Below are 19,867 nucleotides of genomic sequence, written 5' to 3' on the forward strand. Positions count from 1 at the left end.
GCTCCACGCTTCCTCCCCACACTCGGTCGCCCTCATGCAGTTGCGCTTCACTTCATTCGCTGTGACCAGCTTATGGCGGGACTTGCACCCGCAGGAGTGCGCCCATGCTGGGCGCACAAATACGAAAGGGCGTCATGTGTTTGCATGACGCCCTTTTTCATTGCTTCTGCGTTGCGAGTGAGTGTCTAGCGGAATGCTCGCGCGTTCACTCCGCGTCCGGCTGCACGGAAGGTTCGGCACGCGCGAACGCATCGAGCGAGTTGGCGTAGTCGCAAATGCGGCGAATGGTCGGATACGGGCTCAAGTCGACATTGAAGCGGGTCGCATTGAATACCTGCGGCACGAGGCAGATATCGGCGATGGTCGGCGTATCACCGAAGCACAACTTGCCCGCACGGCCATCGGCAACCAGATACTCTTCGAGCGCGGCAAAACCCGAACTGATCCAATGGTGGTACCACGCATCTTTCACCTCGTCGCTCACGCCGACGGTACGCTTCAGATACTTGAGCACGCGCAGGTTGTTCAACGGATGGATCTCGCATGCAAGCTGCTGGACGATCGAGCGGACATACGCGCGATCCGCGGGCTTCGACGGCAGCAGCGCGGGCTCCGGATGCGTTTCCTCCAGATACTCGATGATCGCAAGCGACTGCGTGATCACGTCGCCGCCGTCCACCAGCGTCGGCACGATGGCGTCGTGATTGAGTTTGCGGTATTCGGGCTTGAACTGCTCGCCGCCGTCGCGCAGCAGATGCACGGGCATGTACTCGTACGGCAGGTTCTTCAGGTTCAGCGCGATACGCACGCGATACGACGCCGAGCTGCGAAAGTAGCTGTACAGCTTCATTGTGTAGTCTCCCCCTGACTGAATCTGCGGGCGTTAAACCACGCGCACGCTGAATTCGCCCAGCCCGTCCACACCGCCCTTCATCAGGTCGCCCTGGACGATGGCGCCCACGCCTTCGGGCGTACCTGTGAAAATCAGATCGCCGAGCTGCAGTTCGAAGAAGCTGGACAGATACTCGATCGTCTCAGCCACCGACCAGATCAGCTGCGACACATCCGAGCGCTGCTTCTCTTCGCCGTTGACCGTGAGAAAGATTGCGCCCTTGTCGATATGACCGACCTTCGAAACGGGATGAATCGGACCGAGCGGCGCCGAATGATCGAAGCCCTTCGCCGTGTCCCACGGACGGCCCAGTTTCTTCGCTTCCGCCTGCAGGTCGCGGCGCGTCATGTCGAGACCGAGCGCGTAGCCGTAGACGTGATCGAGCGCCTTGCCGGCGGGAATGTTCTTGCCTCCCTTGCCGATTGCCGCGACGAGTTCCATCTCGTAGTGGACATTCTTCGACTGCGCCGGATACGGGAATTCACCCGTGGCGCCGGGCGCGACGTAAAGCACGGCGTCGGCAGGCTTCGCGAAGAAGAACGGCGGCTCGCGGTCGGGATCATGGCCCATTTCGCGCGCATGCGCCTCGTAATTGCGGCCGACGCAGTAAATGCGGCGTACCGCGAATTGATCGTCCGATCCGACGACTGGCACTGCCGTCACCGGCGCTGGCGCAAACACGTAACCCATTCCCGTTCTCCGTCTTCTATGGAGCCGCTCAGACGCGGCGAAGCGTTGAGTGTAACGCGACGCCGTTTCGCGCGTCGTCTGGCCGAACGGCCAGGTGGCAGGCAACGGACTCATGCCGTAAGGTTCATGACAGGCCGTGAATTTGCTCGAATTCTGAAGGAACCGTTGGCGTGCGATACTCGAAAGGGACGTAGCACGTCGTCAGCCGAGCAACACGGCCCGCCGCCCCCTCAATACCGATTTGCCCCGATGACCAATCTCACCGACACCACGCCTTTTCCCTGCGCCCGATTCATCAAGGAAATCGGACGCGGCCCCAACGGCGCGCGCGCGCTCACACCGGACGACACGCACGCGTTGTACGCCGCGATGCTCGACGGCCGCGTGTCCGATCTCGAACTGGGTGCGATCCTGCTCGCGTATCGTGTGAAAGGCGAATCCGCCGACGAACTGGCCGCGATGCTGGCCGCCGCGCACGCGTCGTTCACGCCGATTGACGTGAAGCACGACGCGCACCAGGCGGTGTCGATCCCGAGCTACAACGGCGCGCGCAAGCAGCCGAACCTCGTGCCGTTGCTGGCGTTGCTGCTAGCGCGCGAAGGTGTGCCCGTGCTCGTGCACGGCGTAACGGAAGACCCGGGCCGCGTGACGAGCGCCGAAATTTTCGCGCATCTGAACGTCGCGCCTGCGCAGACGCACAACGATATCGAAGCGAGCCTCGCGAGCCAACGCATCGCATTCGCGCCGATCGCAACGCTCGCGCCGAAACTGGCGCGGCTGCTCTCGCTGCGTCGACGGATGGGCGTGCGCAATTCGACCCACACGCTCGTCAAGATTCTTCAGCCGTTTGCGCCGGCAGGCCTGCGGCTCGTGAACTACACGCATCCGCCGTATCGCGAGAGCCTGACACAACTGTTCGTTGCGCATCCGGAGGCGGCCGTCGGCGGTGCGCTGCTCGCGCGCGGCACGGAGGGCGAGGCCGTCGCGGATACGCGCCGCCAGGTGCAGATCGACTGGCTGCATGACGGCATCTGTGAAACGCGCGTCGCCGCCGAGCGTTCGTCGCCCGATGCGCCCGAAGTCGACCTGCCCGAAGGACGCGATGCGCCCACCACGGCCGCGTGGATCGCCGAAGTGCTGCGCGGCGACGCACCCGTGCCCGCCGCCATCACCCGGCAGGTCGAACTGATCGTGGAGATCGCGCGGAAGGCCGCCTGACAACGGTTGACGGCTGCCCACGCGTGATTTCCGCATGCAAAAGGAACGCCTTGCAGCGCTCCGCAGGTTGACAGCCTCCTGCCGCGTCGCTTATCTTCTGACAATGCGTTCCATTCCGAACACCCTCCGAATTACCTCCGGCCGCCTAGCGCGGCCCCTATCGCTACGTCTAGCGTAAGCAAGACGTAGCGCCGCGTGCAGTCGCCCAAGCGGTTGCAGCGGTCCTCCCAGCAGTTCCTGTTTCACCCCAGTCCGTAGTTCCTTCAAAAACCTGTAGTCGTCTGCATTCGTCCGTTTACCGTTCGGACGAATCGCGAGGGTCAAATGCACGTTGCATGGGCTTCCGTATCGATCGTTGCCTTCGTCGTCGTTCCGATGACGTTGTTTGTTCGCGCCCGTTCGTTGCTCCCGCTAGCGCCCGGCTTGCGGGTCGTGCATCTGTGGCAACCCGCCAGCCGCTCGACGCCACATCCCCCAGCACACGACTAAACGAAACGAACGAGGCCTTACCATGTTGCGCAACCCTGCCGAGAAATACCGTCCCTTCCCCACCGTCCGCCTCACCGGCCGAAAGTGGCCCAGCCGCACGATCGACCGCGCGCCGATCTGGATGAGCACCGATTTGCGCGACGGCAACCAGTCGCTGATCGAACCGATGAGTATCGCGCAGAAGACCGAGTTCTTCGAGATGCTCGTCGCCATCGGTTTCAAGGAGATCGAAGTCGGTTTTCCGTCGGCGTCGCAAACCGACTTCGATTTCGTCCGCAAGCTAATCGACGAAAAGCGCATTCCCGACGACGTGACCATCGAAGTGCTCGTCCAGTCGCGCGCAGACCTGATTGCGCGCACGTTCGAGGCGCTCGAAGGCGTGCCGCGCGCGATCGTCCATCTGTACAACGCAATCTGCCCGTCGTTCCGCAAGATCGTCTTCAACCAGTCGAAGGAAGAGGTGAAGGCGCTCGCCGTCGAAGGCACGCGGATCATTCGCGAGCACGCCGACGCCCGCCCGCAGACGCACTGGACCTACCAGTACTCGCCGGAAACGTTCAGCATGACCGAGCTGCCGTTCGCGCGCGAAGTCTGCGACGCCGTCGCGCAAACGTGGCGTCCGACGCGCGATCACAAGATGATCGTGAACCTGCCCGCGACGGTCGAAGCCGCGACGCCGAACGTGTATGCGGACCAGATCGAATGGATGGACCGCAATCTCGGCTATCGCGACAGCATCGTGTTGTCGGTGCATCCGCATAACGATCGCGGCACCGCCGTCGCCGCGGCGGAACTCGCGCTGATGGCGGGCGCGGACCGCATCGAAGGATGCCTGTTCGGCAACGGCGAGCGCACGGGCAACGTGGACATCGTCACGCTCGCGATGAATCTCTACACGCAGGGCATCGATCCCGGCCTCGACTTTTCGGACATCGATTCCGTGCGGCGCGTGGTCGAGCGCTGCAACCAGATTCCCGTGCACCCGCGCCATCCGTATGCGGGCGATCTCGTCTACACCGCGTTCTCCGGTTCGCATCAGGACGCGATCCGCAAGGGCTTCGCTCAGCAGAAAGCCGACGCCGTCTGGGAAGTGCCGTATCTGCCCATCGATCCCGCCGACGTGGGCCGCAGCTACGACGCCGTGATCCGCGTGAACAGCCAGTCCGGCAAGGGCGGTTCGACCTATCTGCTCGAACGAGGCATGGGCTTCGCACCGCCGCGACGCGTGCAGATCGAATTCAGCCATGCCGTGCAGACGGTCGCCGACCAGTCGGGCGAAGAGGTGACGGGCGACGCAATCTGCACGCTGTTCGCCCGCGAATACTTCGAGACGGACGGCCCGGCGCAACGCGTGAACGGCTCGACGGTTCGCTGGAACAAGCGGGAGATCGGCGTGCCCGCAGCGGCGGCGGCGAGCGTCGATGGCCACGAGGCGTATGCAAAGGCCGTCGCACAGGAAATGACGACGGCGGCGAAGCAGGCCATCGAGATCACGTCGTTCGAGACTATGCGCACGACGGATGGCCGCACGGCAGTATTCGTCGGCTGCCGGGTGGGCGATCAGCCGATGCGTCATGGCGTCGGCGTGGCGCAGGACGAAATGACGGCCGTCGTCGATGCCGTCGTCAGCGGCGTCAATCGGGCGGGCTGGCCGGCTGTCGACAGTAGAGTCGCGGCCTGATCGAACGTAAGGCAACCAGAAACACGCAGGACCGCAGCAGCGCAAACGCCGGCGAGTCACCCGTCGCCGGCGCGCACGGACCGCTCAAAAAGCGGCTTCCGTCAGGAGAGGAGTGATCGCGCGATCCGCGTCACTCGATAGCGCAGCGCGTCGCCTGCCACGCGATCAGCCGCCATTTGCCGTCTTCCTGCGCGTGAACGGCCATGTAGGCAATCGGGAACAGCAACGCGCCATTGTTCGCTTCCATCTCGATCAGCGCACGGCCCGTGACCACGCAGGTCTCGCGCCCGACAGGCAGCACCTCCTGCGACTGCACCTCGATCTGGCGATAGCGGCGACGCCCGGCCGTGATGCCGTCAATGAACTGCTGCTTCGACTCGCGCTTGCCGTTCGTGTGAACGTATATGACGTTGTCCGAGAGCAGCGTGTCGAGCTGCTGACCGTTTCCTTCCACCATCGCGCGAAAGCGGTCGCGCTCCAGCCCGCGAATCGCCTCGATCACTTTTGCCACCATCGCGTTCGCCCCCATCGACGACGGCGCCGATAGTGGCAGCAGTCGTCAGAAGTTGTACTGCACGTAAATCTGGTGGAAATTTATACCAGGATTCGGCTCTTTGATACCGCCGTTCGAGACATGCTGAAAGCGGTAGCCAAGCTGATACTGCTGATGATCGCCGAACTGCGCGCCCGCGCCCACCATATCGGCGAACTGGAACGCGGAGCCCAGCGAGAAGGTCGAAGAAATTCGCGAGCTGGTCAGCACGCGCACGCCGACGCCCGCCTCGACGTACGGCCGGAACGCGCCCGAGCCTTTGATGAAGCGGATCACCGGCGTGACGCCGAATTCGCCGATGTTCTGGTGAACGTTGCCCTCGTCCGTGTGCCACCATGCCGCGTGCGCTTCGCCGAGCAGCGCGAAGTGCCAGCCGCCGATTTCCCACCAGGTCAGATTGGGATCCCAGACAAAACCGAGGTCGAGCTTGTGGACGTGTTCGTCGGCGGTGGCGCCCGTGATCTGAATTCCGAACTGGTCTGCCGAAGCCAGACCTGACAGGCTGAAGAAAACCGCAGCGGCGGCACATTTGAACGCCAGGTTGATCCAAGCCTTGTTCTTTTTTTCCATCGTACGTTCACCAGATGCGAGTTTGAGCGAGGACATCGCGCAGCGACATTTTAGAGACGGTAGCAACTATCGGACCCTTTAATCACCGCCAAAAAGTCGCAAATAACTGCTTCTGTTTCCGAAAAAATCTTGCCCTCGGTTGCGGAATTCTGTCGCACTCGACGAATCCTATGCGTTCGCTGCGAAACCTGCAGATGAGGTACGATAAGGGTACGATGCTATTAGAAGTTTGATTCCAATAGCATCTAGGGAACTTGGATGGCCCTACGGCTTCTAAGTATTAGCACTCAGTAGATGAGAGTGCTAACATCCATCGTGGTCTGGCAACTGCCAGACTTTTGTCTGAATAAAAGGAGTTTGCTACGTGAGCAACACATTGACCCTTCCGAGTACTCTGAGCCCGTCGTCGGCTAAGGCCGCTCCGGCAGGTGCACTGGCGCTCTCGCATGCTTCTCTTCTGCCCGGCCAGCTGGGCAACATCGACGCCTACATCCAGGCCGTAAACCGGATTCCGATGCTGACGCCGGCAGAAGAGCGCCAGTTCGCCACCGAATACCGCGAGCAGAACAACCTCGAGTCTGCGCGCAAGCTCGTCCTGTCGCACCTGCGGCTGGTCGTGTCGATCGCGCGTAACTACCTCGGGTATGGTTTGCCGCACGCGGACCTGATCCAGGAAGGCAACATTGGTCTGATGAAGGCTGTGAAGCGCTTCGACCCGGAGCAGAACGTGCGTCTCGTGTCGTACGCAATGCATTGGATCAAGGCCGAAATCCACGAATACATCCTGCGCAACTGGCGCATGGTGAAAGTGGCGACGACCAAGGCGCAACGCAAGCTGTTCTTCAACCTGCGCAGCCACAAGCAAGGCTTGCAGTCGTTCACGCCTGATGAGATCGACGGCCTGGCGAAAGAGCTGAACGTCAAGCGCGAAGAAGTGGCCGAAATGGAAACGCGTCTGTCGGGTGGCGATGTCGCGCTCGAAGGTCAGGTCGAAGACGGCGAAGACGCTTTCGCGCCGATCGCCTATCTGGCCGATTCGCACAGCGAGCCGACGGCCGTGCTGGCTGCGCGTCAGCGCGACAAGCTGCACAGCGACGGTATCGCGAGCGCACTGGAATCACTCGATTCGCGCAGCCGCCGCATCATCGAGGCACGCTGGCTGCAGGTGGAAGACGACGGTTCGGGCGGCTCGACGCTGCACGAACTGGCCGACGAGTTCGGCGTGTCGGCCGAACGGATTCGCCAGATCGAAGCAAGCGCGATGAAGAAGATGCGCACCGCGCTGGCCGAATACGCGTAACCACAGAGAAGCAGCGGGCGCGCCGGTCATCGGCGGCACCCGTAACGAACAGAGCCCCGCTCTTCGCAAGAAGGCGGGGCTTTTTACCTTTTGAGCGTCAGATATTGCGTCGATGCGGATCAATGTCGAGACATTGCCTTGACCTCATGCGGACCGTGACTTATTAAAGATAAGGCTGACGCAGACTCGCGACACGATGACGCGGATTTGTCCATCAGCTCATTCCTACAATGGTTAGGCATGCGCCAGCGCCGTGAATGACGGGCACTGGATCCTGCCGGGTCAACCGGCGCGATGTCGTTGCCGATCAAACATGGCCACAACGCTCAATCAAAGGAATGCCTCACGCCGCACCCTCGTCAGCCGTATCGTCGCGTGTGCTCGCGGTCCGACCTTCGCTCGCGACATCCTGATCGTGCTCGCGATCAAATTCGCGCTTCTGATCGCACTCAAGTTCGCCTTCTTCAATCATCCGCAGGCGCAGAACATGTCGCTGCCGCCTGCCCAGGTGGCACAGGCGCTGCTGTCGGTGCCGGCGTCCGCCCAATCGCCGCTTCCGCATCGAGGTGACAACCATGCCCGCTAGCGACGTCGTCGATCTCTCGCGTCTGCAATTCGCCGTCACGGCGCTCTATCACTTCCTGTTCGTACCGCTGACGCTCGGTCTGTCCTGGCTGCTCGTCATCATGGAAAGCGTCTACGTGATGACGGGCAAGCAGATCTACAAGGACATGACCCAGTTCTGGGGCAAGCTGTTCGGCATCAACTTCGCGATGGGCGTAACGACGGGCCTCACGCTCGAGTTCCAGTTCGGCACGAACTGGTCGTACTACTCTCACTACGTCGGCGATATCTTCGGCGTGCCGCTCGCCGTCGAAGGGCTGATGGCATTCTTCCTGGAATCGACCTTCGTCGGACTGTTCTTCTTCGGCTGGAACCGGCTGTCGCGTGTCCAGCATCTGATGGTCACGTTCCTCGTGGCGCTCGGCTCGAATCTGTCCGCGCTGTGGATCCTGATCGCGAACGGCTGGATGAACAACCCCGTCGGTGCCGAGTTCAACTACGAAACGATGCGCATGGAGCTGTCGAGCATCTTCGACGTGATCTTCAATCCCGTCGCGCAGGTAAAGTTCGTGCACACGGTGTCGGCGGGTTACGTGACGGCGTCGATGTTCGTGCTGGGACTCTCGTCGTGGTATCTGCTGAAGCGCCGCGACATCGACTTCGCGCTGCGCTCGTTCGCCGTCGCGTCGGGCTTCGGGCTGGCCGCGACGTTGTGCGTGATCGTGCTCGGCGACGAATCGGGCTACACCACGGGCGAGGTGCAGCAGATGAAACTCGCCGCAATCGAATCCGAATGGGAAACGGCGCCGCCGCCCGCGCCGTTCACGATCTTCGGCATTCCGAACCAGCAGGAAGAACGCACCGACTATGCGCTGCGCGTGCCCTACGCGCTCGGCATCATCGCAACGCGCTCGCTCGACGAACCCGTCGTCGGGCTGAAAGAACTGATGGCGCAGAACGAGACGCGCATCCGCAACGGCATCCTCGCGTACGGCGCGCTGCAAAAAATCAGACAAGGCGACACGACCGACGAAACACACGCCACGTTCGACGCGCACAAGAAAGATCTCGGCTACGGCTTGCTGCTCAGGCAGTTCACGCCGAAAGTTACCGACGCCTCCGCTGACCAGATCAAACAGGCCGCGAAGAAGACCGTCCCGCCCGTGCTGCCCGTGTTCTGGTCGTTCCGCCTGATGGTCGGCCTCGGCATCCTGTTCCTTGCGACCTTCGTGCTGGCATTCTTCTTCTGCGCGCAGCGCTCGCTGTTGCGCGACAACCGCCGCTGGTTCCTGCGTTGGGCCGTGTGGGCGATTCCGCTGCCGTGGCTCGCGGCCGAGTTTGGCTGGATCGTCGCGGAAGTCGGGCGCCAGCCGTGGACGATCGCGGGCATTCTGCCCACATCGCTGTCGTCGTCGAGTTTGACTGCGGGCGACCTGTATCTGAGTCTCGCGGGATTCATCGTGTTCTACACCGCACTCTTCATCATCGAGATCACGCTGATGTTCAAGTACGCGCGGCTCGGTCCGTCGTCGCTGCATACGGGCCGCTACCACCACGAGCAGAGTGCGCAGACGGGCATCGGCGCGAATACGGCCGCATGAAAAAGACAAGGACAACGCCATGGATTACCCAACTCTCAAGCTGATCTGGTGGGTGCTGATCGGCGTCCTGCTGATCGGCTTCGCGCTCACCGACGGCTTCGACATGGGCGCAGCCATCCTGCTGCCCTTCATCGGCAAGACGGATGCCGAGCGGCGCATCGTCGTGAATACGGTCGGCGCGACCTGGGAAGGCAACCAGGTCTGGCTGATCACGGCGGGCGGCGCGATGTTCGCCGCGTGGCCGCTCGTGTATGCCGCATCGTTCTCGGGCTTCTACTTCGCGATGCTGCTCGTGCTGTTCTCGCTGTTCTTCCGCCCCGTCGGCTTCGACTATCGTGGCAAGCGCGACGATCCGCGCTGGCGCAGCGCATGGGACTGGGCGCTGTTCGTCGGTGGATTCGTGCCCGCACTGGTGTTCGGCGTCGCCTTCGGCAATCTGCTGCAAGGCGTGCCGTTCGCGTTCGATCAGGAACTGCGCGTCACCTATCACGGCAGCTTCTTCGAGCTGCTCAATCCGTTCGCCTTGCTGTGCGGCGTGGTGAGCGTGTCGATGCTCGCCGCGCACGGCGCAGCGTTCGTGAAGATGAAAGCGGATGGTGTCGTCGCACGGCGTGCGTCGATTGCGCTGCGCGTCGCATCGCTCGTCGCGGTCGGGCTGTTTCTGATTGCGGGCGTGCTGGTGGCGACGCTGATCGGCGGTTACCAGATCAGTGAGCCCGCGCCGCTCGATACCGTCGCGAATCCGCTGCTGAAAAACGTGATCGGCGCGCCGGGCCTGTGGCTCACGAACTACGCGATGTATCCGTGGATGATCGCCGCGCCCATCGCCGGCGTCGTGGGCGGCGTGCTCGCGCTGGTGCTCGCGAATTCGCGCTTCGAGCGCACCGCGTTCCTGTCGACGTCGCTGATGGTGATCGGCGTGATCCTGACGGCAGGCTTCTCGATGTTTCCGTTCATCATGCCGTCGTCGCTCGACGGCCGCAGCAGCCTCACCGTCTGGGATTCGACGTCGAGCCAGATGACGTTGCAGATCATGCTGATCGCCGTGATCATCTTCTTGCCGCTCATCCTGATCTACACGAGCTGGGTGTATCGCGTGATGCGCGGCAAGGTCACGGCCGACGCGATCGAACAGAACCATCACTCGATGTACTGAAGGAGCGAACCATGTGGTACTTCAGCTGGATTCTCGGCATTGGTCTTGCGCTCGCGCTCGGCATCATCAACGTGATGTGGCTCGAAGCGAACAATGCCGTCGACGCGGATGCTGAGCGCGGCGAACACTGAGCCGTAAACGCAAACCGGCGCCCCTCGGGGCGCCGGCTTTTATCGCCGAAGACTCAGGCCTTCACGAAGCTCAGGCCGTTGCCGTCAGACGCGTCGACAGCTGCTGCGCGTAACGCTGCGCCGCCTCGCCGACGACGATGTGGAACGTATCCGTCGACACCCACGCTACATTCAGCGTGTCGAGACGCTGGCGATCAATCGCCGATGCATCGCGCACCACGATGCGCAGGCGCGTCGCCGCGACGGCTTCCAGCGACACGACGTTCGTCGCGCCGCCGAACACGGCGAGCCAGCGCAGCGGGTCCGGATCGAGCGGACCGTTGCCGGATGCAGCGGCGGCAGCGGGAGCCGCAGCCGGAGCAACCGGCTTCGACGTCGAAGCAACCGCAGGCGAAACAGCCGCACTGCCGCTCGCGATCGTCGTACGGATTTCATCGGCGATGATGTCCGCTTCCGGTCCGATGATCACCTGCACGTTGCCGCCGCCGCGCTTCAGCACGCCGCGCGCGCCGACCGACTTCAGCTCGTTCTCCGACACCTTCTCCGAATCCACCACCGATAGACGCAAACGCGTCGTGCACGCATCGACCACCGACAGATTCGCCGCACCGCCGAGCGCCGCGATGTAACGCTGCGCACGCGTGCCCGACGCTGCCGCTGCGCCTGCAACAGGCGCGACGAAGCCATCCGTCGAGAACGATTCGTTGGCTGCTTCGGGTGTTTCCTGCTCGCGGCCCGGCGTCGCCATGTTGAACTTGCGGATGAAGAAGCGGAACAGCCCGTAGTAGACGACCGAATACGCGATACCGATGGGAATCGCTTCCCAGCCCTTCGTCGACAGGCCGTAGTTCAGCACATAGTCGATCGCGCCCGCCGAGAACGTGAAGCCGAGCTTGATGCCGAGTGCCGAGCAGATCGCGAGCGACAGGCCTGTCAGCACCGCGTGGATCGCGTAGAGCACCGGCGCGAGGAACATGAAGCTGAACTCGATCGGCTCCGTCACGCCCGTCAGGAACGACGTCAGCGCCATCGAGAACAGCAGGCCGCCGACCAGCGCGCGGCGCTCCTTCGGCGCTTCATGGAACATCGCGAGACACGCTGCGGGCAGACCGAACATCATGATCGGGAAGAAGCCCGTCATGAACGTGCCCGCCGTCGGATCGCCGGCGAAGAAGCGGTGCAGGTCGCCCGTCACGGCTGCGCCGCCCGGTGGCGTGAACGAGCCGAACACGAACCACGCGAGCGAGTTCAGGATGTGATGCAGACCCGTCACGAGCAGCAGACGGTTGAGCAACCCGAACACGAATGCGCCGACCGCGCCTGCCGTCGTCAGCCAGTGGCCGGCGGCGTCGATGACACCCTGAACGGGCGCCCACGCGTAGCCGAACACAATGCCTAGCACCAGACAGGCCACCCCCGTGGCAATCGGCACGAAGCGCTTGCCGCCGAAGAACGCGAGGTAGTCGGGCAGCTTGATGTCCTTGTACTTGTTGTACAGCATGCCCGCGACGATACCGGCGATGATCCCCGACAACACGCCCATGTTGAGCTTGTCGTTGATGTCCTTCATCACGGCGACTTCGATCAGATAGCCGATCGCGCCCGCCAGCGCCGCCACGCCGTTATTGTCCTTCGCGAAGCCGACAGCGACGCCGATCGCGAACAGAAGCGGCAGGTTGTCGAAGATCGCGCCGCCTGCGTCGGCGATCATCTTGATGTTGAACACATCGGGCTGACCGAGGCGCAGCAACAGGCCGGCTACCGGCAACACCGCAATCGGCAGCATCAGTGCGCGTCCAAGGCGCTGAATCTTCAGAAACGGATTCCCATCCATTGATACCTCCACTCCTTTGTCTCGTGTAGTTGCGTACTTGCTTTACTTGCTGGTTGAAATGTTGAGCTGACGAATCCGTCGTTCGGACCGGTTGCGACGCAAGCGCCCTCAGTCTTGCGGCCAGATTTCGCGGCTCAGGGCTCTTACCGCCTGTGCCGAATCGAGCGCCAGGGCATCCTGGGCGCGCTGACGGCACAGCTGATAATCGAGTTTGCGCACACGCGCCTTGATGCCGGGCACGGACACGGGGTCGACCGACAATTCGGTCACACCGAGGCCGACGAGCAGCGGCACTGCGAGCGGATCGCCCGCGAGCGCGCCGCACACGCCGACCCACTTGCCGTGCTTTTCGGCGCCCTGCACTGCCGCCGACACCAGACGCAGCACGGCCGGATGCATACCGTCCGCCTGCGCGGCGAGATCCGGCTGGCAACGGTCCATTGCGAGCGTGTATTGCGTGAGATCGTTCGTGCCGATCGACAGGAAGTCCGCATGCTTCGCGAGTTGATCGGCGAGCAACGCCGCCGACGGCACTTCGATCATCGCGCCGACCTCGATCTTCCCGGTGCGGCCAAGCTCGGTGGCGAGTTCGTCGATCCGCTTGCGCAGACGCACGAGTTCGCCGGCGTCCGTCACCATCGGCAACAGGATGCGCACCTTGCCCACCGGCTGCACTGCGAGCAGGCCGCGCAGCTGGTCTTCGAGCAGATCCGGACGAACCTGCGCGAGACGGATACCGCGCAGGCCGAGCGCCGGATTCGGTTCGGGCGGCAGCGTCAGATAATCGACTTCCTTGTCCGCGCCGACGTCGAGCGTACGGATGATGGCCGTGCGTCCTTGCAACGCCTCGACGATCGACTGATAGCTCTGGCGATGCTCGTCGACGGTCGGCGCCGCCTGACGGTGGATGAACAGCAGTTCGGTGCGCAGCAGGCCGACGGCGTCTGCGCCGTTGTCGACGGAAGTGGTCGCGTCGTCGAGCGTCGCGATGTTCGCGGCGACTTCGATTGCGCGGCCGTCGCTGGTCGCGGCGGCTTGCTGCGACGTGCGGCGGTTCGCTTCGCGCACGCCCGCCAGACGCTGACGCTCATTGCGCGCGCGTTCGACATCGAGTGCGCTCGGCGCATATTCGAGGCGGCCCGCCGTCGCATCGACCACCACCTGCGTGCCGTCCGCGATCGCGTGCAACGCATCGCCCATCGCGACCAGCGCGGGAATGCCCGCCTGCCGCGCGATGATCGCCGCGTGCGAGGTCGCGCCGCCGCGCGCCATCACGAGCGCGGTGACGCGCTTGCGATCCAGCGAAGACAGATCCGAAGGCGTGAACTCGTCGGCGCTCAGCACCGCTTCATCCGGCAGCGAGCGCGCCGCCGCGTTCGAATAGCCGAGCGCGCGCAGCACGCGCTTCTCGATGTCGCGCAGATCGGCGGCACGTTCGGCGAGCAGCGCATCATCGACTTTCGACAGTACGCCGATCTGCGCGCGGATCGTCTCGCGCCACGCGAAGCCCGCGCTCTTGCCGAGGCTGATCAGATCACGCGCGGCGTCGATCAGCGTCGGATCCTCCAGCAGTACGCGATGCACCGCGAAAATGCCTGCTTCACCATGCGCGCCGCGCTGCGATGCGTCGCGCACGGTCGTGTTCAGTTCGGCATCGACGGCGGCGAGCGCCTTGTCGAGCTGGCGGCTTTCGGCAGCGGGCGTGTTGCCCGTCGTCTCGGGCGGATCGATGTCCGCGTCGTCCCAGCGCACCAGCTTGCCGACGGCGATGCCGGGCGCCGCGCACACGCCCGCGAGCGTGTTCGGCGCGAGCGTTTCGCCGCTCGTCTTCGGCACAGCGACAGGTGCCGGCGACATCTGGCGCGCGGGCTTCTCTTCCGCTTCGCCGTGCGCCTCGCGCGTCAGTTCGCGCACGACGGCATCGACGGCCGCCCGAGCCTGCCCGCCGATGCCGACGATCTCGACCGTCGCGCCCTGTCCCGCGCCCAGTCCCAGCAAGCCGACGACGCTTTCGATCGCCGCCTTCTTGCCGTCGAAACGCACCTCTACGCGCGCATCGAGACCGCGCGCCGCTTCGCGCGCACGTGCCGCAGGACGCGCATGCAGACCGCCCGCATGCTCGAGCACGATGCTCTGGCGCGCTTCTTCGCTGACGCTCGACGCCTCGCGCGACGCCGCCACGGCTGCGCCATCGCGCACGCGCAGCGTCAGGAGCGGCGACTCGCCTGCCTTCAGCGTGCCGCTTTCGGCGCGCTCCACGATCTCGAATGCATCGGAGTTCGCAATCGCGATCACCGACACGAGGCTCGGCGCATTGCGCGCGACGGCATCCTGATCGAACTCGATCAGCACGTCGCCCGTGCGCACTTTCGCGCCCTGCTCGATCATCGGCGCAAAGCCTTTGCCGTTCAGCTCGACCGTGTCGATACCGATATGCAGCAGGACTTCGGCGCCTTCTTCCGTCGTGATCGTGACGGCGTGGCCAGTGCGCGCCAGATGCATCACGACGCCGTCGCACGGCGCAACGAGCTTGCCTTCCAGCGGATCGATACCGATGCCGTCGCCGAACATGCCACCCGAAAACACCGGGTCGGGCACGTTCGCGAGCGGGACGACGGGACCCGTCATCGGCGCAAGCAGGACAATCTGGCCTTCGGAATGGCTCTTCAAGCGGGACTCCTCGACACGTCGCATCTGAATATCTCGATCAGTGAGTTTCGGTGACTTTCATCAGATGGCGCGGCGCATCGGGATTGCGTCCGCGTGCGGCGGCTAGGCCGGCTGCCATCACGTAGAAAGAAAGGATTGCGGCAATCGGATCGAGCGCCGCGTGGGCCGTCGATACGAGCGGCAAGGTGGCTTCGGGCACGTCGTCCGGTGCGGCGAGCAGCACGCGCGCGCCGCGCGCCTGCATGTCGCGCGCGAGTTGCAACAGGCCGGCCTGCTCCGGTCCGCGCGGTGCGAACACCAGCAGCGGATAGTCGCGGTCAATCAGTTCCATCGGACCATGACGCACTTCGGCACTCGAAAACGCCTCGGCCTGGATGCCCGACGTTTCCTTGAGTTTCAGCGCCGCTTCCTGTGCGATCGCGAGACCAAGCCCACGGCCGATCACGATCATGCGTTCGACATTGCGCAGTTCGTCCACGGCCTTCGACCAGTCGAGCGCGCCCGCACGCGCGAGCGCATCCGGCAGTGATTTCAGCGCGCCGAGCAGCGCATCGTCCTGCTGCCAGTGCGCGACGAGTTGCGCGGACACGGACAGCATCGCGATATAGCTCTTGGTCGCCGCGACGCTCAGCTCGGGACCGGCGACGAGGGGCAAATAGAACTCGCATGCCTGTTCAAGCGGCGAGCCGGGCACGTTGACGGCGGCCACGGTCAGCGCGCCTGCTTCACGCAGCGCCTGCATCGTGCCGACGAGATCCGGACTCTTGCCCGATTGGGAGAAACCGAGCGCAAGCTGATCGCGCACTTTGAGCGGCGCCTGCTGGAGCGTGGCGACCGACATCGGCAGCGACGCGACGGGCAGGCCGACGCGGCTCATCGTCAGCGATGCGAAGTAACTCGCTGCGTGATCCGAGCTGCCGCGCGCCACCGTCAGCGCGACATGCCGCGGCTCCTGCGCGAGGCGGGCCGCGAGCGCTTCCACACGCGACGTATCGTTGAGTTGCGCGGCGACGACGTCAGCGGACGCCAGCGCCTCTTTAAGCATATTCGACAATCGATTCTCCTTCGACGTAAGTCGCCGTCAGCGCCAGTTCGCGGTCGAACACCACGACATCGGCCCACGCGCCGCGCGCGAGGCGGCCACGGTCTTCGATGCCGAGGTAGTCGGCGGCATAACGGGACATACGGTTTGAAACATCGGCCACCGGCAGGCCGAGCGATACGAGATTGCGCAGCGCCTGATCCATCGTCAGCGTGCTGCCCGCAAGCGTGCCGTCGGCAAGGCGCACACCGCCGAGGCACTTCGTCACGTGCTGGCTGCCGAGGCGGTATTCGCCGTCGGGCATGCCCGTCGCCGACGTGCTGTCCGTCACCACGTAGAGACGCGGGATCGCGCGCATCGCGGCGCGGATCGCGCCCGGATGCACGTGCAGCAGGTCGGGAATGATTTCCGCGTATTCGGCGTGTGCGAGCGCCGCGCCGACCATCCCCGGATTGCGGTGATGCAGCGGCGACATCGCATTGAACAGGTGCGTGAAGCTACGCGCGCCGTGCTTCATCGCGGCCACGGCGTCGTCGTAGGTGCCGAGCGAGTGGCCCAGTTGCACTCGCACGCCGCGCGCGTTGATCTCCGAGATGATGTCCATGTGGCCGGAAATCTCCGGCGCGATCGTGACGACGCGGATCGGCGCGATCGACAGATACTTCAGCACTTCGTCGAGCACGGCCGACACGGCTGCGTCAGGCTGCGCGCCGAGCTTGCCGGGATTGATGTACGGCCCTTCGAGGTGCACACCGAGCACGCGCGCGCCGCCCGGCACGCGGTTCTTCGCGACGTCGCCGAGACCGGCGACGACTGCCATCAGTTCGTCGCGCGGCGCGGTCATGGTGGTGGCGAGCAGGCTCGTCGTGCCGAAGCGTGCGTGCGTGCGCGTGATCGCTTCGATCGCGTTGCCCGCTTCCATCACGTCGGCGCCGCCGCCGCCGTGCACGTGCAGATCGATGAAGCCAGGCAGGATGTATGGCGCGTCATTCTTCGACGGATCGACGGCGTCGCCCTTGATGGCCGAGATGCGGCCGTTTTCGAATTCGATCGTGCCGTGGATCCAGCCTTCGGGAGTGAGTATGTTTCCGGTCAGCATGAGTCTCTCTGATGTTGCGTTATGCAGTGCGTGACTGATTCGTGCCGCCCGCGTTCAACCTGTATTCGTTGCCCGCAGGATCAAAGCCGCAATTCAGCGACGAAGTCGTAGTAGTCGTCGCGACAGTAAGTGTCCGTGAGTTCGATGGCGCGCTGGTCGGCGCTGTAGCCGACGCGCGTGATCAGCAGCAGCGCGCTGCCCGGTTCGAGGTCCATCAACGTGGCGATCTCGCTCGACGCATTGACGGCGCGAAAGTGCTGCAGCGCGCGCACGACGGGCGCACCGCGCTGTTCGAGATAGCTGTAGAGCGAGCCGCCGATCGCCTGCGGATCGGGCACGATCGACACGGGCAGCGACGAATGCTCGACGGCCATCACGATGCCGTCCGCGCGGCGCAAACGGCGCAGGCTCGCCACCGACGCGCCCGGCGACATGCCCAGATGCACGATCTCGTCGCGGCTGGCCGTGCGCACCTCGCGCTCCAGCCACACCGAATCCGTCCGGAAGCCGCGCTGCTCCATCTTCTTCGTGAAGCCCGTGAGCCGCGACAGCGGATCTTCGACGCGCGGCGTGATGAAACTGCCCGCGCCGCGCGCGCGCCGGATCAAGCCCTGTTCGACCAGCAAGGCGATCGCCTTGCGCGCCGTGATCCGCGATACGCCGATGGCGTCGGACAACGTACGCTCCGACGGCAGCGCTTCACCCGCCGACCACACGCCGCAATGGATCGCCGTCGCAAGGTTGCGGGCGAGTTGCAGGTACAGCGGGGTGACGTTGTGAACGTCAGGTGTCAGTGCGGACCAACGGGTTTCCATATGGCTCGGTCGGGATCGTGAGGATTCTGAACTGCGTTAACCACGAAATCGGAGCCCATTATATAACCACAATAATACCAGTCAACGAGCTGGTATCTAGCTGGTCTACATCCCGCAAACCGTTGATCGGTAAGGCACTCCGCGAATTAAGCGGTTTCCAACTGACACGCCGCTGGCATTAGGGCATACCCGTATTTGAGACCAGTTGGTTAACTGGTCTGCATCAATCGTCTGTCAAGTTGCGTGCGTTAAGCCGCAAATGTCATACCTCTTTATTAACAATCTGGTGCAAACTTCGAAATTCGCGCGCGATCACTCGACGGAAACAACAGAGCTTGGTGACCGAATGACAGTCCAATACGGGGAACGGACAAGGTGAACGATCCCAATACAGTCCGGGCGGAACACGTCCGTCACTTCAACCGTTTTTACACGCAGCACATCGGAGCGCTGCACGAGCATCTGCAGAAGAGCCCGTTTTCGCTGACGGAAGTCCGCGTGATGCACGAACTGTCGCGAAGCCAGCACCAGACGGCCGCGGCGCTCGCGCGCGACCTCGGTATCGACAGCGGCTATCTGAGCCGTCTGCTGGCAAGCTTCGAGCGGCGCAATCTGATTTCGCGGCGGCAGTCGGAAGTCGACGCGCGTCAGTCGCTGGTTTCGCTGACCGAGACGGGACTCGCCGCGTACCGCCCGCTCGACGCCGCCGCGATCGACGAAGTCACCGCCGTTCTCGCGCGGCTCGCACCGCACTCGCAGGAACAACTGGTCGGCGCGATGAAACTGATCGAGCGGCTTCTCGACGAGCGACCGCGGCACAGCATCGTCACGTTGCGTGCGCCGCGTGCGGGCGAATATGGTTTGCTGGTGTCGCGCCAGGCGCAGTTGTTCGCGCAGGGACACGGCTGGGATCACACGTTCGAAGCGCTGCTCGCGCAGCGGGCCGCGCGCTTCGCGCAGGCACACGACGCGCGGCGGGAAATCTGCTGGGTCGCGGAACAGGATGGTCTGATCGTCGGATCGGCGCTGGTGGCGACGGCCTCCGACGCGCAGGCGAATCTCCATATGCTGTATGTCGAACCGGACGTGCGGCAACTCGGCATCGGCACGCAGTTGATCAACGAATGCGTTCGCTTTGCGAAGCGAGCGGGATACCGCACGTTATCCGTCGAAAGCGAGAGTTCGCTCGACGATGCGCGGCGGCTTTTCACGCAGGCCGGTTTCGCGCTGCGCGGGGCAGCGCCCGAGCGGCGGTTCGGTCGCGATCTCGTTATCGAGCAATGGGAGCGCGGCGTGTAGGTTTGCGTACGCTTGCCATTGCAGAGTGCAATCGAGTAGGGGACGGGGTTACCCCCGTCGCCCTCTCACACCACCGTACATGCGGTTCCGCATACGGCGGTTCATTAAACACACTGGAAGCGCCGCTGGGTATCCAGCAGCGAAACTAACCCTGATACGTCAAAGAAGCTCTTGGGGTAGGCCGCGTTCATGTGACTCGCTCCGGCGTTCCACCAGGGACCGCGTCCGTTGCTTGCCGACTTCCATGCCCGCGTTGGGTCCAG

The 19,867-nt window shown here is 63.7% G+C and carries 17 protein-coding genes and 1 pseudogene; 8 read left to right on the top strand and 10 right to left on the bottom strand.

Going from position 1 to position 19,867, the window contains the following annotated elements; genetic code table 11:
* Positions 1 to 205 precede the first annotated feature (205 nt).
* Together maiA and G3N95_RS39955 are read right to left on the bottom strand one after the other, a co-directional pair.
* Positions 206 to 850, bottom strand: coding sequence for a maleylacetoacetate isomerase (gene maiA / locus G3N95_RS39950; protein WP_205975576.1), 645 nt, complete (start codon positions 848 to 850; stop codon positions 206 to 208).
* A 33-nt stretch (positions 851 to 883) separates the two neighbouring features.
* Positions 884 to 1,582, bottom strand: coding sequence for a fumarylacetoacetate hydrolase family protein (locus tag G3N95_RS39955; RefSeq protein WP_205975577.1), 699 nt, complete (start codon positions 1,580 to 1,582; stop codon positions 884 to 886).
* Between the two features lie 249 nt (positions 1,583 to 1,831).
* Here G3N95_RS39955 and ybiB point away from each other — a divergent pair, with 249 nt between their 5' ends.
* Positions 1,832 to 2,800 carry a DNA-binding protein YbiB gene (ybiB, locus tag G3N95_RS39960; RefSeq protein ID WP_205975578.1) on the top strand — a complete coding sequence of 323 codons (969 nt, stop codon included), beginning with the start codon at positions 1,832 to 1,834 and terminating at the stop codon, positions 2,798 to 2,800.
* A gap of 511 nt (positions 2,801 to 3,311) precedes the next feature.
* Entirely contained in the window at positions 3,312 to 4,970 is a 1,659-nt protein-coding gene (leuA, locus tag G3N95_RS39965; protein WP_205975579.1) for a 2-isopropylmalate synthase, read from the top strand.
* Positions 4,971 to 5,100: 130 nt separating this feature from the next.
* Here the strand turns inward: leuA and G3N95_RS39970 are convergent, their stop codons facing one another.
* On the bottom strand, positions 5,101 to 5,484 hold the full coding sequence (locus tag G3N95_RS39970) for a nuclear transport factor 2 family protein (RefSeq protein ID WP_205975591.1): 384 nt from the start codon (positions 5,482 to 5,484) through the stop codon (positions 5,101 to 5,103).
* A gap of 45 nt (positions 5,485 to 5,529) precedes the next feature.
* Complete coding sequence (locus G3N95_RS39975) at positions 5,530 to 6,093, bottom strand: acyloxyacyl hydrolase (protein ID WP_205975580.1); 564 nt, start codon at positions 6,091 to 6,093, stop codon at positions 5,530 to 5,532.
* Positions 6,094 to 6,457: 364 nt separating this feature from the next.
* Between G3N95_RS39975 and rpoH the strand changes: the two genes are divergently transcribed.
* The 5 genes from rpoH to cydX all read left to right on the top strand — a co-directional run bounded on the left by rpoH (position 6,458) and on the right by cydX (position 10,845).
* Positions 6,458 to 7,393: an RNA polymerase sigma factor RpoH gene (gene rpoH / locus G3N95_RS39980; RefSeq protein WP_205975581.1), complete on the top strand. Its 936-nt coding sequence runs from the start codon at positions 6,458 to 6,460 to the stop codon at positions 7,391 to 7,393.
* Positions 7,394 to 7,706: 313 nt separating this feature from the next.
* On the top strand, positions 7,707 to 7,979 hold the full coding sequence (gene cydP, locus G3N95_RS39985; RefSeq protein ID WP_205975582.1) for a cytochrome oxidase putative small subunit CydP: 273 nt from the start codon (positions 7,707 to 7,709) through the stop codon (positions 7,977 to 7,979).
* The gene (locus G3N95_RS39990) at positions 7,969 to 9,558 is read left to right on the top strand and encodes a cytochrome ubiquinol oxidase subunit I (protein WP_205975583.1); all 1,590 of its coding nucleotides are present in this window, start codon (positions 7,969 to 7,971) and stop codon (positions 9,556 to 9,558) included. Before cydP ends, G3N95_RS39990 begins: the two co-directional genes overlap by 11 nt.
* Before the next feature lie 19 nt (positions 9,559 to 9,577).
* On the top strand, positions 9,578 to 10,714 hold the full coding sequence (gene cydB / locus G3N95_RS39995) for a cytochrome d ubiquinol oxidase subunit II (RefSeq protein WP_205975584.1): 1,137 nt from the start codon (positions 9,578 to 9,580) through the stop codon (positions 10,712 to 10,714).
* 11 nt (positions 10,715 to 10,725) lie between these two features.
* Complete coding sequence (gene cydX, locus G3N95_RS40000; RefSeq protein WP_205975585.1) at positions 10,726 to 10,845, top strand: cytochrome bd-I oxidase subunit CydX; 120 nt, start codon at positions 10,726 to 10,728, stop codon at positions 10,843 to 10,845.
* Between the two features lie 70 nt (positions 10,846 to 10,915).
* Here the strand turns inward: cydX and nagE are convergent, their stop codons facing one another.
* The 5 genes from nagE to G3N95_RS40025 form a co-directional block, all read right to left on the bottom strand.
* Complete coding sequence (nagE, locus tag G3N95_RS40005; RefSeq protein WP_205975586.1) at positions 10,916 to 12,679, bottom strand: N-acetylglucosamine-specific PTS transporter subunit IIBC; 1,764 nt, start codon at positions 12,677 to 12,679, stop codon at positions 10,916 to 10,918.
* Between the two features lie 108 nt (positions 12,680 to 12,787).
* Entirely contained in the window at positions 12,788 to 15,373 is a 2,586-nt protein-coding gene (ptsP, locus tag G3N95_RS40010; protein WP_205975587.1) for a phosphoenolpyruvate--protein phosphotransferase, read from the bottom strand.
* Positions 15,374 to 15,386: 13 nt separating this feature from the next.
* Positions 15,387 to 16,394 carry an SIS domain-containing protein gene (locus tag G3N95_RS40015; protein ID WP_205975592.1) on the bottom strand — a complete coding sequence of 336 codons (1,008 nt, stop codon included), beginning with the start codon at positions 16,392 to 16,394 and terminating at the stop codon, positions 15,387 to 15,389.
* Positions 16,387 to 17,490, bottom strand: coding sequence for an N-acetylglucosamine-6-phosphate deacetylase (gene nagA / locus G3N95_RS40020; protein WP_205975588.1), 1,104 nt, complete (start codon positions 17,488 to 17,490; stop codon positions 16,387 to 16,389). Before nagA ends, G3N95_RS40015 begins: the two co-directional genes overlap by 8 nt.
* An 80-nt stretch (positions 17,491 to 17,570) precedes the next feature.
* Positions 17,571 to 18,305 carry a GntR family transcriptional regulator gene (locus G3N95_RS40025; RefSeq protein WP_205975589.1) on the bottom strand — a complete coding sequence of 245 codons (735 nt, stop codon included), beginning with the start codon at positions 18,303 to 18,305 and terminating at the stop codon, positions 17,571 to 17,573.
* 375 nt (positions 18,306 to 18,680) lie between these two features.
* Between G3N95_RS40025 and G3N95_RS40030 the strand changes: the two genes are divergently transcribed.
* A complete protein-coding gene (locus tag G3N95_RS40030) occupies positions 18,681 to 19,604 on the top strand; it encodes a bifunctional helix-turn-helix transcriptional regulator/GNAT family N-acetyltransferase (protein WP_205975590.1) in 924 nt (307 codons plus the stop codon).
* Between the two features lie 104 nt (positions 19,605 to 19,708).
* On the opposite strand, the pseudogene G3N95_RS40805 reads toward G3N95_RS40030, so the two are convergent.
* Positions 19,709 to 19,867, bottom strand: a pseudogene (locus G3N95_RS40805) (group II intron reverse transcriptase/maturase); the annotation flags it as partial.

It is taken from the genome of Paraburkholderia sp. Tr-20389, assembly GCF_017104565.1.
Taxonomy (GTDB): Bacteria; Pseudomonadota; Gammaproteobacteria; order Burkholderiales; family Burkholderiaceae; genus Paraburkholderia.

Coding starts and splice junctions, on each gene's coding strand:
- cydB (WP_205975584.1), top strand. CDS start 9,578: ATGGATTACCCAACTCTCAAGCTGATCTGGTGGGTGCTGATCGGCGTC.
- nagE (WP_205975586.1), bottom strand. CDS start 12,679: ATGGATGGGAATCCGTTTCTGAAGATTCAGCGCCTTGGACGCGCACTG.
- nagA (WP_205975588.1), bottom strand. CDS start 17,490: ATGCTGACCGGAAACATACTCACTCCCGAAGGCTGGATCCACGGCACG.
- G3N95_RS39970 (WP_205975591.1), bottom strand. CDS start 5,484: ATGGTGGCAAAAGTGATCGAGGCGATTCGCGGGCTGGAGCGCGACCGC.
- G3N95_RS40015 (WP_205975592.1), bottom strand. CDS start 16,394: ATGCTTAAAGAGGCGCTGGCGTCCGCTGACGTCGTCGCCGCGCAACTC.
- G3N95_RS39990 (WP_205975583.1), top strand. CDS start 7,969: ATGCCCGCTAGCGACGTCGTCGATCTCTCGCGTCTGCAATTCGCCGTC.
- maiA (WP_205975576.1), bottom strand. CDS start 850: ATGAAGCTGTACAGCTACTTTCGCAGCTCGGCGTCGTATCGCGTGCGT.
- cydX (WP_205975585.1), top strand. CDS start 10,726: ATGTGGTACTTCAGCTGGATTCTCGGCATTGGTCTTGCGCTCGCGCTC.
- G3N95_RS39975 (WP_205975580.1), bottom strand. CDS start 6,093: ATGGAAAAAAAGAACAAGGCTTGGATCAACCTGGCGTTCAAATGTGCC.
- G3N95_RS39955 (WP_205975577.1), bottom strand. CDS start 1,582: ATGGGTTACGTGTTTGCGCCAGCGCCGGTGACGGCAGTGCCAGTCGTC.
- G3N95_RS40025 (WP_205975589.1), bottom strand. CDS start 18,305: ATGGAAACCCGTTGGTCCGCACTGACACCTGACGTTCACAACGTCACC.
- ptsP (WP_205975587.1), bottom strand. CDS start 15,373: ATGCGACGTGTCGAGGAGTCCCGCTTGAAGAGCCATTCCGAAGGCCAG.
- cydP (WP_205975582.1), top strand. CDS start 7,707: ATGGCCACAACGCTCAATCAAAGGAATGCCTCACGCCGCACCCTCGTC.
- leuA (WP_205975579.1), top strand. CDS start 3,312: ATGTTGCGCAACCCTGCCGAGAAATACCGTCCCTTCCCCACCGTCCGC.
- ybiB (WP_205975578.1), top strand. CDS start 1,832: ATGACCAATCTCACCGACACCACGCCTTTTCCCTGCGCCCGATTCATC.